13 protein-coding genes are annotated in these 14,490 nt (G+C 70.2%); 10 read left to right on the plus strand and 3 right to left on the minus strand.

Features of this window, described 5'->3' with window-relative positions:
- Nucleotides 1-882 (minus strand): FAD-dependent monooxygenase (locus ACFWI9_RS09975; RefSeq protein WP_387160455.1); only part of this gene is annotated, 882 nt, incomplete at its 3' end.
- Nucleotides 883-965: 83 nt separating this feature from the next.
- On the opposite strand from ACFWI9_RS09975, the gene ACFWI9_RS09980 reads away from it, so the two are divergent.
- From ACFWI9_RS09980 to ACFWI9_RS10020, 9 genes are all read left to right on the plus strand, one after another.
- Nucleotides 966-1,631, plus strand: a complete 666-nt coding sequence (locus ACFWI9_RS09980; protein WP_387160399.1) for a TetR/AcrR family transcriptional regulator C-terminal domain-containing protein — start codon at nucleotides 966-968, stop codon at nucleotides 1,629-1,631.
- A 266-nt stretch (nucleotides 1,632-1,897) separates the two neighbouring features.
- Nucleotides 1,898-3,121, plus strand: a complete 1,224-nt coding sequence (locus tag ACFWI9_RS09985) for an amidohydrolase (protein ID WP_387160457.1) — start codon at nucleotides 1,898-1,900, stop codon at nucleotides 3,119-3,121.
- Nucleotides 3,122-3,465: 344 nt separating this feature from the next.
- Entirely contained in the window at nucleotides 3,466-4,509 is a 1,044-nt protein-coding gene (locus tag ACFWI9_RS09990; protein WP_387160401.1) for a BMP family protein, read from the plus strand.
- A 213-nt stretch (nucleotides 4,510-4,722) separates the two neighbouring features.
- The gene (locus tag ACFWI9_RS09995) at nucleotides 4,723-6,297 is read left to right on the plus strand and encodes an ABC transporter ATP-binding protein (RefSeq protein WP_387160458.1); all 1,575 of its coding nucleotides are present in this window, start codon (nucleotides 4,723-4,725) and stop codon (nucleotides 6,295-6,297) included.
- The gene (locus ACFWI9_RS10000; RefSeq protein WP_387160403.1) at nucleotides 6,294-7,406 is read left to right on the plus strand and encodes an ABC transporter permease; all 1,113 of its coding nucleotides are present in this window, start codon (nucleotides 6,294-6,296) and stop codon (nucleotides 7,404-7,406) included. The genes ACFWI9_RS09995 and ACFWI9_RS10000 overlap by 4 nt, the downstream gene beginning before the upstream one ends.
- Complete coding sequence (locus tag ACFWI9_RS10005) at nucleotides 7,403-8,692, plus strand: ABC transporter permease (protein ID WP_387160405.1); 1,290 nt, start codon at nucleotides 7,403-7,405, stop codon at nucleotides 8,690-8,692. The genes ACFWI9_RS10000 and ACFWI9_RS10005 overlap by 4 nt, the downstream gene beginning before the upstream one ends.
- On the plus strand, nucleotides 8,689-9,153 hold the full coding sequence (locus ACFWI9_RS10010; RefSeq protein ID WP_387160408.1) for a cytidine deaminase: 465 nt from the start codon (nucleotides 8,689-8,691) through the stop codon (nucleotides 9,151-9,153). Before ACFWI9_RS10005 ends, ACFWI9_RS10010 begins: the two co-directional genes overlap by 4 nt.
- 117 nt (nucleotides 9,154-9,270) lie before the next feature.
- A complete protein-coding gene (locus ACFWI9_RS10015; RefSeq protein WP_387160410.1) occupies nucleotides 9,271-10,548 on the plus strand; it encodes a thymidine phosphorylase in 1,278 nt (425 codons plus the stop codon).
- A 118-nt stretch (nucleotides 10,549-10,666) separates the two neighbouring features.
- Nucleotides 10,667-11,251, plus strand: a complete 585-nt coding sequence (locus ACFWI9_RS10020) for a Uma2 family endonuclease (RefSeq protein ID WP_387160411.1) — start codon at nucleotides 10,667-10,669, stop codon at nucleotides 11,249-11,251.
- Nucleotides 11,252-11,341: 90 nt separating this feature from the next.
- Here the strand turns inward: ACFWI9_RS10020 and ACFWI9_RS10025 are convergent, their stop codons facing one another.
- Complete coding sequence (locus ACFWI9_RS10025; RefSeq protein ID WP_387160413.1) at nucleotides 11,342-12,652, minus strand: MFS transporter; 1,311 nt, start codon at nucleotides 12,650-12,652, stop codon at nucleotides 11,342-11,344.
- A gap of 62 nt (nucleotides 12,653-12,714) precedes the next feature.
- On the opposite strand from ACFWI9_RS10025, the gene ACFWI9_RS10030 reads away from it, so the two are divergent.
- The gene (locus ACFWI9_RS10030; protein ID WP_387160415.1) at nucleotides 12,715-13,668 is read left to right on the plus strand and encodes a LysR family transcriptional regulator; all 954 of its coding nucleotides are present in this window, start codon (nucleotides 12,715-12,717) and stop codon (nucleotides 13,666-13,668) included.
- A gap of 54 nt (nucleotides 13,669-13,722) precedes the next feature.
- On the opposite strand, the gene ACFWI9_RS10035 is transcribed toward ACFWI9_RS10030, so the two are convergent.
- Nucleotides 13,723-14,448 (minus strand): alpha/beta hydrolase, encoded by a 726-nt coding sequence (locus ACFWI9_RS10035; protein WP_387160459.1) that lies wholly within the window; start codon nucleotides 14,446-14,448, stop codon nucleotides 13,723-13,725.
- Between the last annotated feature and the right edge of the window lie 42 nt (nucleotides 14,449-14,490).

Raw genomic sequence — 14,490 nt, forward strand, 5'->3', positions numbered from 1 at the left:
GCCGGCGGGGGAGTGGCCGGGGGCGGCGCCGCCGGCCTGTAAGCCCCGGCCGGCGCAGACGCGGTCGGCGAGCGCGGCACGCGGGCGGAAGTCCGAGGTCCAGCGGACCTCGGTGACCTGGTCAGCCGTCAGATGGGTGCGGCTCGCGACCACGGCGCGTACGCCGTCGGCGGATGTGTCCGGTGCGCCCGCGACGAACTGCGCCGTGAGCTGGAAGTCCTCTGTTCCGGGCAGCGGGCAGAGGGCCAGGAAGCCGTCGGCGCCGCCGAACATATGCCAGTGGTCCCGGTCGAGTTCCCGTACCCGGACATCCGCGACCAGCAGCGGTGAGGGGTCGACGGTCTCGCCCGCCATGCCGATCCCGAGGGCCGTGCGCACCGTGCTGCGACCGCCGTCCGCCGCCACGGCGTACCGCGCGTGGATCACCGTCCCCGGCCGCAGCCGGGCCGTGACTCCGTCGGCGTCCTGCGTGAGGTCCGCGACCTCCTGGCCGAAGGCCGCATCGCCACCGAGCTCGCGCAGCCGGGCGAGGAGGATCTGCTGGGTGCGCCACTGCGGCAGCAGCCACGGTTCACCGTACGGCTCGGCCTCCGTGGGCGCGGTCCGGTCGAACATGTCGTGCTCGCCGTGCCGCTCGCCGTCCTTCCAGAACAGCGCGAGCGGCGCGCTTCCGCCCGCTTCGAGTACCGAGTCGAGCAGGCCGAAGTCGTGGAAGACCTCCAGGGTGCGCGGCTGGAGCCCCTTGCCCCTGGAGCCGGGGAACAGCGCTTCGGGCGTCCCGGCCCGCTCGGCGACGAACACGCTGACCCCGCGGCGGGCCAGATCCACGGCGAGCGCCAGACCGGTGGGCCCGGCTCCGACGATCAGGACATCGGTGTGCATGATCCCCGTCATACCCATCTCCTTAACGTTGTTAAGTTGGTGCCTGTTCCGGAGGATGTCCTTAACGGCGTTAAGCTGTCAAGGTGGGACCTACCAAGATCGACCGTGCCCGGGTCGCCGATACCGCCCTGCGCCTGCTGAACGACGTGGGCCTGGAAGGGCTGACCCTGCGCGCCATCGCCAAGGAGCTGGACGTCAAGGCGCCCGCGCTCTACTGGCACTTCAAGGACAAGCAGGCGCTGCTCGACGAGATGGCGACCGAGATGCTGCGGCGGATGGCCAGGGAGGCGGACCGGCCGCCATCCGCGGACTGGAGCGAGAACCTCACCCTCGCGATGCGCGGACTGCGCGCACACCTGCTGCGCTACCGCGACGGCGCGAAGGTCTACAGCGGCACCCACTTCACCGACACCAGCTACGCGGCTCCCATGGAAGCGCAGCTACGGGCCCTGACCGAGGCGGGCTTCACCACGACGGCTGCCGCGCGAGCGTGGTTCACCGCGTACAGCTACACGATCGGCTACGTGATCGAGGAACAGGCCATGGGGCCGAGCCCCGTCAACGGCTCCGGCGGCTACGACCTCACGGCCCGCGCCGAGCGCCTCGACGGCCACCCGCTGGCCGTCGAGGCGGGCGCCGAGCTCTTCGCCGGCGACCGCGCCGAGGGCTTCGAGGCGGGGCTGGCCGCCGTGGTCGCGGGCATCGGGCGGACGATGCGCGCCACTGACGGCGGCGATCGGGCCCGCTGACGGCGAACGGCGATCGGGCCCCGGAAAGTGGGCCCCAGGCGTCTCGGACGTCGACGCACAGCCGTTTGACGGGCCCCTGACACCGGGCAGCCGTGAGAGATGTCCACATGGTGGGCGGCAAGGTGCCGAATCGCGTGAGCTTACCCACACGGGGGGACGGCTATGCGTCGTCAGGCGTGTCTTCTTTCCCCTATAGGCTGAACTTTTGTTGATCTCGAGTTAGTCAGCACGCGAAGGGGCCTACCCTTCAACGGGTGAGCCAGTTGATGTCCCGCGACCCTGATGCCGACCTGACCGGCGCAGTCCAGCTGCCCGGCACGCTGTCCGACGCCCTGCGCGCGGAGCTGATCCACTTCCGCCGGGACCTGCACATGCACCCGGAGCTCGGAAACCAGGAGTTCCGTACCACCGGTGCGATCAAGGCGCGGCTGGAGGCGGCGGGACTGCGACCACAGGTGCTGGCGAGCGGCACGGGGCTCTTCTGCGACGTCGGCACATGGGACGGCACCCGGCCCATGCTGGCGCTGCGCGCCGACATCGACGCACTGCCCATCCCGGACACCAAGGTCGGCGTCCCCTACCGCTCGACCGTCCCGGACCGCGCCCACGCCTGCGGCCACGACGTGCACACCACCGCCGTCCTCGGTGCCGGACTCGTACTCGCCGAGCTAGACCGGCAGGGCCTGCTGCCGCGGCCCGTACGACTGCTGTTCCAGCCCGCCGAAGAAGTGCTGCCCGGAGGCGCCGCCGACGCCATCGAGTCCGGGGTGCTGGACGGGGTCGGCCGGATCATCGCGGTGCACTGCGACCCCCGGGTCGACGCGGGCCGGATCGGCCTGCGCCCCGGGCCCATCACCTCCGCCTGCGACCGGCTGGAGGTCACCCTGGACGGACCGGGCGGCCACACCGCACGCCCCCACCTCACCACCGATCTGGTCACGGCGGCGGCGAAGGTCGTCACCGAGGTCCCAGCGGTGCTCGCCCGCCGGGTCGACGCCCGCGCCGGGCTGGCCCTGACCTGGGGCCGTATCGAGTCCGGCCACGCCTGCAACGTCATCCCGCAGCACGCCGAGCTGGCCGGCACCGTGCGCTGCCTGGACCTGCACGCCTGGCGGGACGCTCCCGACCTCGTGCACGCGGCGATCGACGAGGTGGCCACGCTGCACCGGGCCAAGTCGCAGATCAACTACATCCGCGGGGTCCCGCCTGTGGTCAACGACCCGGTGGTGACCGAGCTGCTGCACGACGCCCATGCCGCCCGCCGGGGCGTCCTGGCCATCGAGGACACCGAGCAGAGCCTCGGCGGCGAGGACTTCTCCTGGTATCTGGAGCATGTGCCGGGCGCGATGGCCAGGCTCGGGGTGCGCCCGCCGGGATCCCCTGCGCGGCTGGACCTGCACCGGGGGGACTTCGACGTCGACGAGGCCGCGATCACGGTGGGCGTGGAGCTCTTCACCGCCGCGGCTCTGCTCGACGCGGGACGCGACTGAGCGCGGGGCACGCGACGGCACCGAACAAATACCTCGGCGAAGGAGGGCCCGGCCTGACTTCAGGCCGGGCCCTGCTGTCGCTCCCGCGCCGTGTGGGCGGCCGTGGAGCGACGGTGGACGGTCGGCGACGGCTGGTGCGGGGCATGCGCGACTTGACGGCGGACCGCTGCGAGCGGTAGGCGTCCGTGAGAGCCTGGACGCGGAGCGTGTCGCAGCGGGCGTTCTGCGCCTCGATCTGATAACGACTCGTGAACGGGGGTTTAACCGACATCTACGCGCGTTACGATCGCGGCGAAACCAGCGCCACAAGGGGCGCTTTCGGTCAGTATTGAAGGGACCCTCTCGTGCGCCGGGTATCCAAGATCACCGCCGCGTGTGCCATCACCGCGGCTCTCGCCCTCACTGCCACCGCCTGCGGCGAGTCGTCGACCGAGTCGACCAGCTCGGACAAGGGCAAGCTCAAGATCGGTATGGCCTACGACGTCGGCGGCCGTGGCGACAACTCCTTCAATGACTCCGCGGCCCGCGGCCTGGACAAGGCCAAGGCCGAGTTCGGTGCCGAGACCAAGGAGCTCACCGCCAAGAACGGTGAGACCCCGGCCGACCGCGAGGAGCGTCTCGCCTCCCTCGCCGAGAGCGGCTTCAACCCCGTGATCGGTGTCGGTTTCGCGTACAAGGACGCGATCGACAAGGTCGCCGCCAAGTACCCCAAGGTCACCTTCGGTCTGGTCGACTCCGTCTCCGACCAGAAGAACGTCGACTCGATCGTCTTCACCGAGGAGCAGGGCTCCTACCTCGCCGGTGTCGCCGCGGCGAACAAGTCCAAGTCCGGCAAGATCGGCTTCATCGGCGGTGTGGACATCCCGCTGATCAAGAAGTTCGCCGCCGGCTTCGAGCAGGGCGTCCAGGACACCAACGCGAAGGCCGCCCCGGTCCAGATCCAGTACCTGTCCACCGGCCAGGACCTCTCCGGCTTCGGCGCCCCGGACAAGGGCAAGGCCGCCGCCAAGGGCATGCTCGACAAGGGTGTCGACGTCATCTTCACCGCGGCGGGCGGCTCCGGCGCCGGCTCGATCGAGGCCGTCTCCGCCAAGCCGGGCGCCTGGGCGATCGGCGTCGACTCGGACCAGGCCAAGGACCCGGCCCTGTCCAAGTACGCCCCGTCCATCCTGACCTCGGTCGTCAAGAACGTCGACAACGGCGTCTACGAGCTGGTCAAGTCCGTCAAGGACGGCAAGCCGCTGACGGGCCCGCACACCTACTCGCTCGCCGAGAACGGTGTCGGCCTCACCACCACCGGTGACCACCTGAAGGACATCCAGGCCAAGCTCGACGAGGCCAAGAAGAAGATCGTGGACGGCACCATCACGGTGAAGACCACCACCTGATCCAGCAGGTGACGGGGCCCGGCGAGCGGCTTCGGCCGACCGCCGGGCCCCTGTCTGTGTGCCGCGGCCCCGAGTGTGCCCCCGAGTTGGGGGTCCGGTCCGTGCGTCCCGTATCTTCATTTGTTGGTGCTACGCGCGTAGCGTGATACCTCACGCGGTAGTTTTCGCGCCACCACCGCCCTCGCTCCCCGCTCCTGCCAAGGAGAGTGCGCCATCAACGCGTCCAGCAGTCCTCATGCCGTAGAGCTCCGCGGCATCACGAAACGATTCCCCGGCGTCGTGGCCAACCACGACATCGACATCACCGTTCGCCGCGGTACGGTCCACGCCCTCGTGGGTGAGAACGGCGCCGGCAAGTCCACTCTGATGAAGATCCTCTACGGCATGCAGAAGCCGGACGAGGGCACCATCGCGGTGGACGGCGAACAGGTCACGTTCCACGACCCCGGCGATGCCATCGCGCGTGGCATCGGCATGGTGCACCAGCACTTCATGCTCGCGGACTACCTGACGGTCCTCGAGAACGTCGTGCTCGGCTCCGAGAAGCTGCACGGCATCGGGGACAAGGCGCGCGCCAAGGTCAAGGAGATCTCGGACGCGTACGGCCTCAACGTCCGGCCCGACGTCCTCGTCGAGGACCTCGGTGTCGCCGACCGCCAGCGCGTCGAGATCCTCAAGGTCCTCTACCGCGGGGCCCGCACCCTGATCCTGGACGAGCCGACCGCCGTGCTCGTACCGCAGGAGGTCGACGCGCTCTTCGACAACCTGCGCGAGCTGAAGGCCGAGGGTCTGACCGTCATCTTCATCTCCCACAAGCTGGGCGAGGTGCTGACGGTCGCCGACGAGATCACCGTGATCCGCCGCGGTACGACGGTCGGCACCGCCGACCCGAAGACCGTCACCACCAAGCAGCTCGCCGAGCTGATGGTCGGCGCCGAACTGCCCTCCCCCGAGACCCGCGAGTCGACCGTCACCGACGTTCCCATGCTCCAGGTCGAGGGTCTGAAGCTCACCGCCACCGACCCCGACGGCGTCGTCCGCGCCGTGCTCGACGGCATCTCCTTCACCATCCACAAGGGTGAGGTGCTGGGCATCGCGGGTGTCGAGGGCAACGGCCAGTCCGAACTGGTCGAAGCGATCATGGGCATGCGGCACCTGGACAGCGGCACCGTGGCCCTGGACCGTACGGACATCTCGCGGACCCCGACCCGCAAGCGCCGCGAGGACGGGATCGGCGTGATCCCCGAGGACCGACACCGGCACGGACTGCTGCTGGAAGCCCCGCTGTGGGAGAACCGCATCCTCGGTCACGTCACCGAGAAGCCCAACAGCAAGGGCGCGTTCCTCGACCTCAAGGCCGCCCGTACGGACACGGAGCGGATCGTGCGCGAGTACGACGTCCGCACCCCCGGGATCGAGGTCACCGCGGCCTCGCTGTCCGGCGGCAACCAGCAGAAGCTGATCGTCGGCCGCGAGATGAGCCACAACCCCAAGCTGCTGATCGCCGCGCACCCGACCCGCGGTGTGGACGTCGGCGCGCAGGCGCAGATCTGGGACCAGATCCGCGAGGCGCGCCACGAGGGCCTGGCGGTGCTGCTCATCTCCGCCGACCTGGACGAGCTGATCGGGCTGTCCGACACGCTGCGCGTGATGTACCGCGGCCGGCTGGTCGCGGACGCCGACCCCGCCACGATCACTCCCGAGGAGCTGGGCTCGGCCATGACCGGCGCCGCGAGCGGCCACCTCGAGCACCACGATGACAGCGCCCCGGAGGACGAGGCCCGATGAAGAAGTTCGACAAGGAGCGGGTGCTTCTTGGGCTGGCGGCACCGCTGCTCGCGATCGTGGCCGCGTTCCTGGTCACGGCGCTGGTGCTGGCCGCCACCGGCAAGGAGCCCTTCAACGCCTTCGGCATCATGTTCGACTACGGCATCAAGTCGGACAGCCAGGTCTACATCCTCAACAAGGCGACGACGTACTACCTGGCAGGACTCGCGGTAGCCATCGGCTTCCGGATGAACCTGTTCAACATCGGCGTCGACGGCCAGTACCGCCTCGCCGCGTTCTTCGCCGCCGCCGTCGGGGGCGCGCTGACGCTGCCGGGCTTCCTCCAGATCCCGCTGATCATCGTCACGGCGATGATCGTCGGTGCCATGTGGGCCGGAATCGCCGGTGTCCTCAAGGTCACCCGGGGTGTCAGCGAGGTCGTCTCGACGATCATGCTCAACATGATCGCGACGGCCATCATCGGATACCTGCTCCAGCCCGGCCGCCTCGGCCACCTGGACGAGGCCGGCACCAAGGTCTCCACGACGCCGATCCCCGAGTCCGCCCACTTCTTCGACTTCCCGACGCAGCCGGACCCCATCTGGGGCTTCATCGTCGTCGCGATCGCGGCGGGCGTGGCGTACTGGTTCACGCTCTCCCGCACCCGCTTCGGCTTCGACCTGCGCACTGTCGGCCAGTCCGGCTCCGCGGCCGAGGCGAGCGGTGTCGACGTCAAGAAGATGGTCGTCACCTCCATGCTGATCTCCGGCGCCATGGCCGGTCTGATCGGTATGCCGACGCTGCTGAACGACTCCTTCGAGTACAGCGGCGACTTCCCGCTCGGTATCGGCTTCACCGGTATCGCCATCGCGCTGCTCGGCCGCAACCACCCCATCGGCATCGCGCTCGGCGCCCTCCTCTGGGGCTTCCTGGAGCGCGGCGCCGGAAAGCTCGAGTTCGAGGGCTACGACCGGGAGATCGTCGGCGTCATCCAGGGCGTCATCGTGCTCTGCGTCGTCATCGCCTACGAGGTGGTGCGCCGCTACGGCCTCAAGCGTCAGCAGCGGCAGGTCGGCGAGAAGCTCGCCGCCCAGGCCCGTAACTCCGACAACCAGGAGGTGTCGGCGTGACCGCCACCGCGACTTCCACCCCGCCGCCCGCGGCCCCCAAGGTCTCCGGCGGCAAGGGCGGCCGCGCCCGCCTCTCCTTCCCCGTCATCCTGCTGATCATCGCGGGTGCGCTCGTCGCCCTGTCCGCCGTGCGCGCCATCACCGACGCGCAGGACCTCACCTCGGCGGGCCAGATCAGCGCCGCGCTCTCGATGGCCGTGCCGATCGGTCTCGCCGGACTCGGCGGCCTGTGGGCCGAGCGCGCCGGTGTGGTCAACATCGGCCTTGAGGGAATGATGATCCTGGGCACCTTCTTCGGTGCCTGGGCCGGCTGGCAGACCAACCCCTGGATCGGTGTGCTCGCCGGTGTGCTCGGCGGCATGGTCGGCGGCCTGCTGCACGCCGTCGCCACCGTCACCTTCGGCGTCGACCACATCATCTCCGGTATCGCGATCAACATCCTGGCCCTCGGTTTCACGACCTACTTCGCCAAGCTGTGGTTCAACACGGGCGAGGCCGCGGCCAAGGGCGGCAGCCCCAAGCAGTCCCCGCCCGCCGACGACATCGCCTCGGTGACCATTCCGGGGCTGTCCGACTGGCTGATCTCGATCGAGAAGCACCACTGGTTCTTCGTCTCGGACCTCGCCGGCATCCTCGGCGGACTCGTCACCAACGTGTCGCTGCTGACCATCGTGGCCGTCGGGCTCTTCTTCGCGACGTTCCTGGTGCTGTGGAAGACCGCATTCGGTCTGCGCCTGCGCTCCTGCGGTGAGAACCCGATCGCGTCGGAGTCGCTCGGTGTCAACGTCTACAAGTACAAGTACATCGCGGTGATCGTCTCGGGCGGTATGGCCGGCCTCGGCGGAGCCTTCCTCTCGCTGGTCACCTCGCACATCTACAACGAGGGCCAGACCGGCGGCCGCGGCTACATCGGCCTCGCGGCGATGATCTTCGGTAACTGGCGGCCCGGCGGGCTCGCCATGGGCGCTGGTCTGTTCGGCTTCTCCGACGCCCTGCAGCTCCGCGCCGGTGGCCAGTCGGTGCACGCCCTGCTCCTGCTGCTGGCCGTGGTGCTGCTCGGCCTCGGCCTGTGGAAGGCGTACCGCAAGAGCTACCTGACGGCCGTGATCAGCGTGGTCATCGCCTTCGGCGTATTCGTCTGGTACCTGGGTACGGACACCGTGCCCACCGAGTTCGTCAGTGCCACGCCGTACGTCGTGACCCTGCTCGTCCTCTCGATCTCCGCACAGCGGCTGCGGATGCCGAAGGCGGACGGTATGCGCTACCGGAAGGGCCAGGGCAAGTGACCTCCGCGTCCGCCCCTGGTCACGGCGCCGGGAACCACGGCTCCGAGAACCACGCGGCCGGTGCCTTCGACTGGGAGGCCCTGCGGGAGCTGGCTCGGGACGCGATGTCCCGTGCGTACGCCCCCTACTCGGGCTACCCGGTCGGGGCCGCGGCCCGGGTCGACGACGGCCGCACGGTCGCCGGGTGCAACGTCGAGAACGCCTCGTACGGGCTCGGGCTCTGCGCCGAGTGCGGACTGGTCTCGCAGCTCCAGGCAACCGGCGGCGGCCGGCTCACACACTTCACGTGTGTGGACGGCAACGGCGACGTTCTGATGCCATGCGGGCGCTGCCGTCAGCTGCTGTACGAGTTCGGCGGGCCCGGTCTGCTGCTGGAGACCGCCAAGGGCGTTCTCACGCTGGCCGAGATGCTGCCCCTGGCCTTCGGCCCTGAGCAGCTCGGCCCGGAGAAGCTCGGTTAGACCTGTGGCCCCTCCGCACCCCAAGCGGAGGGGCCGCGGCACTTTCCGCCCGCCCGTTTCCTCCCTGTTCCCCACTCTTCGCACCACCTGGTTCGTACCGGAAGGACCCACAAGCACATGGACGCCATCTCCGTCATCCGCACCAAGCGCGACCGAGGCGAGCTCAGCCCCGAGCAGATCGACTGGGTCATCGACGCGTACACCCGCGGCGAGGTCGCCGACGAGCAGATGTCGGCGCTGGCCATGGCGATCCTGCTCAACGGCATGAACCGGGCCGAGATCGCCCGCTGGACCGCCGCGATGATCGCGTCCGGCGAGCGCATGGACTTCTCCTCGCTCTCCCGCCCGACCGCTGACAAGCACTCCACCGGTGGCGTCGGCGACAAGATCACGCTGCCGCTTGCCCCGCTGGTCGCCGCTTGCGGCGCCGCGGTACCGCAGCTCTCCGGCCGAGGTCTGGGCCACACCGGCGGCACCCTGGACAAGCTGGAGTCCATCCCCGGCTGGCGCGCGCTGCTCTCCAACCAGGAGATGCTCAGCGTCCTCGACACGACCGGCGCGGTCATCTGCGCGGCCGGTGACGGCCTCGCCCCGGCCGACAAGAAGCTGTACGCGCTGCGCGATGTCACCGGCACCGTCGAGGCCATCCCGCTGATCGCCTCGTCGATCATGTCGAAGAAGATCGCCGAGGGTACCGGCTCGCTGGTCCTCGACGTCAAGGTCGGCTCCGGCGCCTTCATGAAGACCATCGAGGACGCGCGCGAGCTCGCCTCCACGATGGTCGGACTCGGCACCGACCACGGGGTCAGGACGGTCGCCCTGCTCACCGACATGTCCACCCCGCTCGGCCTCACCGCGGGCAACGCCCTGGAGGTCCGCGAGTCCGTCGAGGTCCTCGCGGGCGGCGGCCCCCAGGACGTCATCGACCTCACCGTGGCGCTGGCCAAGGAGATGCTGGACGCGGCCGGAATCAAGGACGCCGACCCGGCGAAGGCGCTCGCCGACGGCTCCGCGATGGACGTCTGGCGCCGCATGATCGCCGCCCAGGGAGGTGACCCGGACGCCACCCTGCCGGTGGCCCGCGAGCAGCACGTGATCACGGCTCCGTCCTCGGGTGTCCTCACCCGCCTCGACGCGTACGACATCGGCGTCGCCGCCTGGCGTCTCGGCGCCGGCCGCGCCCGCAAGGAGGACCCGGTCCAGGCGGGCGCGGGCGTCGAGATGCACGCCAAGCCCGGCGAGCCGGTTACCGCGGGTCAGCGCCTGATGACGCTGCACACGGACACCCCGGAGAAGTTCGCGTACGCCCTGGAGTCCCTGGAGGGCTCGTTCGACATCGCCGCGTCGGACACGGAGTTCACGGCGAACCCGATCGTGCTGGACCGCATCGCCTGATCCGAGGCGGGCGCGCCCGCATATGCCTGTGGCCCTTTCGGGTGAACGGGACCGGTGGACCCCCGCCGGTCCCGTTCGGCATGCTGGGATCGGTGACGCACCGATTGAGGAGATCGCCATGAGCGCACTCGCCGTCGAGTCCGAGCCCGGTCAGGGCTGGGACGACCTCGTCCGTCTCTGGGAGGAGACGGACGCACCCGAGGGCTGCAAGGTGGAGATCATCGAGGGGATCATCACCGTGTCACCTGCGCCCGCCAACAGCCACAACAAGGTTGCCGAGAAGGTTCAGCGGCGCCTGTACACGGTGATCCCCGAGAACTGGGGGGTCTACCAGACCCTCGCTGTCGTCGTGCCATCCCGGCTGGGCATGTTCATCCCAGATCTTGTCGTGGCTCCGGTCGCGGCCGTGGACGAGCCGGGGAACTGCATTCCCGCCGCGGCGGCGGAGCTGGTCGTCGAGGTCACATCCAAGTCCAACGCGAGCAACGACCGGATCAAGAAGGCAGCGGCCTACGCCCAGGGTGGTGTCCCGCTCTATCTGCTGATCGACCGATGGGTTCCCGGTGGCCCCACCATCACCCTCTACGGAGAGCCGAAGGGCGATGTGTACCGCGTGCTGCGGGCCGTGAAGTTCGGTGAGGAGATCACGCTCCCGGCTCCGTTCGACCTGACAATCGAGACCAGCATCTTTCCCGTGGGCTGACCCGCCTACTGACAGGACCTCCCCGCTTGCCGCCACCGGAGGGTCTGGCCACAGAGCGGTGGCGGGGTGTCCCGTGAGGGTTTTCCGTGCTCACGAACGGGCCTCGGCGAAGGCGGTCCGTCCGCCCGTCCGGTGGCACTGCCGTTGCTGCTCGCGCTGCTCTGCGGCCCTCGCCGCGTACGACCCGTACAGCGTGACCGACACGACGCCGAGCACGGCCAGCAGCCCGAGCAGCACCGTTCCGGCCCAGCCGGCGGAGCTGAAGGCGATCGCGCCGAGCGTCCCGCCCGCGCTGCTGCCGAGGTAGTACGCCGACTGGTACAGCGCGGACGCCTGGGCGCGGCCGGTCTTCGCGGTGCGGCTCACCGAGGAGGAGGCGACCGCGTGCCCCGCGAAGAACCCCGCGGTGATCAGTACCAGGCCGGTGAGCACGGCGGTCAGCGTGTCGACGAGCGAGAGCAGCAGCCCCGCCGCGGTCGTGCCGACCGCGAGGTACAGCGCGCCGCGCCGGCCGAGGCGGCCGACCAGCTTGCCCGCCGCGGCGGAGGAGACCGTACCGACCAGGTACACCAGGAAGACGGAGCCGACGATGCCCTGGGGGAGGCCGAAGGGGTCACCGATCAGCCGGTAGCCGATCACCGTGTAGATCGCGCCGAACACGGTCATGAACAGCGCACCGATGGCGTACAGCCGCAGTAGCAGCGGGTCGGACAGATGTCCGCGTACGGTGCGCGCGAGGGTGCGCGGGTCCAGCGAACCGGGGGTGAAGTGGCGGGCGCGGGGCAGCAGCAGCCGGAAGACCACCGCGCACACCAGCGCCAGCACCGCGACCGCGGCGAGCGCCGCGCGCCAGCCCCAGAGCTGGGCCGCCCAGCCGGTCACGATACGGCCGCTCATACCGCCGATGCTGTTGCCCGCCACGAACAGGCCGATCGCGGCGACCAGTGCCTTCGGCCGCACTTCCTCGGCGAGATAGGCCATGGCTGACGCGGGCAGACCCGCGAGCGCGGCGCCCTGGACCGCGCGCAGGGCGATCAGCCATTCGAGGTTCGGAGCGAGCGGCACCAGTACGGCGACGGCGACGGCGACCACCAGAGAGACCGTCATCAGCCGTGTCCGTCCGAAGCGTTCGGACAGCGCGCTCAGCGGCAGTACACACAGCGCCAGTGCGGCGGTGGCCGCGGAGACAGTCCAACTGGCCGCGCTCGCGGTCACCCCGAAGTCGGCGGAGATGGCGGGGAGCAGGGCCTGGGTGGAGTAGAGGAGTACGAAGGTCGCGAGGCCCGCGGCGAAGAGCGCGAGGCTCATGCGGCGGTAACCGGGCAGACCCGGGGCGAGCTGACGGGGCGGCGAGGTGAGGGCGCCCACAGCTGTGGACGCCCCGGTACTGGCGGAAGGCATGACTCGAAGGTAGGCGTGGCGCTTTGATGCGTCCAATGCATGGAACGGCTTTAATCGTTCCCATGGTGCATGAATACAGCTCAGGGCGTCACGTGTCGCAGAACAGTTACGAAGAAGACATGAGGCTGCTGCTTGCTCCGCGCCTCGCGTACTTCTCGGGAGTCGCCCGCCACGAGCATGTGACCCGGGCCGCACAGGAGCTCGGGGTGCCCCAGTCCACGCTGTCGCGCGCCATGGTCCGGCTCGAAGACGACCTCGGTGTGGCGCTGTTCACCCGCAAGGGCCGCACGGTGTCGCTGACTCCGGCGGGCCGCACCTTCCTGACCGCCGCTGAACGCGCCCTCGCCGAGGTCGAACGGGCGGCGGAGTCCGTACGGGCCGACGCCGACCCGTCCGGTGGCAAGGTGGCCTTCGGCTTTCTGCACACCATGGGCAGCGAGACAGTACCGGAGCTCATCCGGGCCTTCCGTGTCGACCACCCCCGGGTGCGCTTCACCCTCGTCCAGAACTACGGCGAGGCGATGATCGAGCGCCTGCGCGCCGGGGAGCTGGACCTGTGCCTGACATCCCCGGTGCCGGAGGCGCCCGATCTCGTCTCCCGCCGCCTGGACGAGCAGCGCCTGCGGCTTGTGGTCCCCCATGAGCACCGGCTGGCGTCGCGCAGGCGCATCCGGCTCGCGGAAGCGGCGGACGAGACGTTCGTGACCCTGGAGCCCGGTTACGGTCTGCGGCGCATCACCGACGCCCTCTGTGCCGAAGCGGGATTCAAACCCCGGGTCGCCTTCGAGGGCGAGGAGGCCGAGACCCTGCGCGGCCTGGTCGCCGCGGGCCTGGGCGTGGCCCTCCTCCCACCACCCGCCGTCCCCCGCCCGGAAGTCGCCGAACTGACGGTCACGGCCCCACGGGCGGTACGCGAGATCGGCGTCGCCTGGCTCGACGGCCACGAGGACACGGCACCGGTGGCCGCCTTCAAGAAGTTCCTGCTGTCGCGCCGGGGAAACCTGCTGCCTGACTGACGGGGGACTCCCGCTCGACGGGCCGTCCGCCGATGGCCGCCCCTTTGGAAGGTCTCAGCGCCGCTGCCTCGGCAAGCTGCCGAACCCCGCCGCGAGAGGCATCCGCAGCCCCAGCGGCGGCGGTGCCGCCAGCGCGTCCGCCACCGGGCGCGCGAAGGCCCTTGAGAACAACGCGCCGAGCACGAAATCCGCGGCCAGAGCCCGCACTTCGGCTCTGTACTGGCGAAGGGCGTGGCCGTCGGAGTGGACCTCGAAGCGGCAGGTGTCACGGTTGGTCTTCTTGGCCCGCTCCGCGAGTCGGTAGGTGAGCTCGGGATCGATCCGGGCGTCATTGGTGCCGTGCACGATCAGCACCTGGCGGCCGGTGAGCTGCTTCACCGGTTCGCCTGGCGCCGCGACGTCGTCCTCCGGCAGCCAAGGGGCGAGCGCCAGCACCGAGTTGACGGCCGGGTGCCCCGCGGCGCGCAGCGCGGCCCGGCCGCCCATGCCGTGTCCGGCCAGGCAGACCGGGACGTCCCCGTAGCGCCGTACCGCCTCGTCCGCCGCCCAGGCGGCGTCCCGCGCGAGCTGTGCCTCCGTGCCGTTCCAGCCCCGGCCCCGGTAGCGCACGACATGCGCCACAAGCCCGTCCGGCCGGCCCGCCCGCGCCAGTGTCCGGGCCAACGGCAGCGCCGCGGCATGGGATACCGCCGAGGGGCCGCGGGCCGACTCGGGCTCACCGTCGGGCAGCAGCAGTACCACCCCGCTCACGGCGCCGACCGCCGCGGCGGGCCTCGACATCGTGCCCCGGACCGGCCGCCCCAGCCTGGCCTGGGCCGCCGG

It is taken from the genome of Streptomyces sp. NPDC127084, assembly GCF_042724175.1.
Lineage (GTDB): Bacteria > Actinomycetota > Actinomycetes > Streptomycetales > Streptomycetaceae > Streptomyces.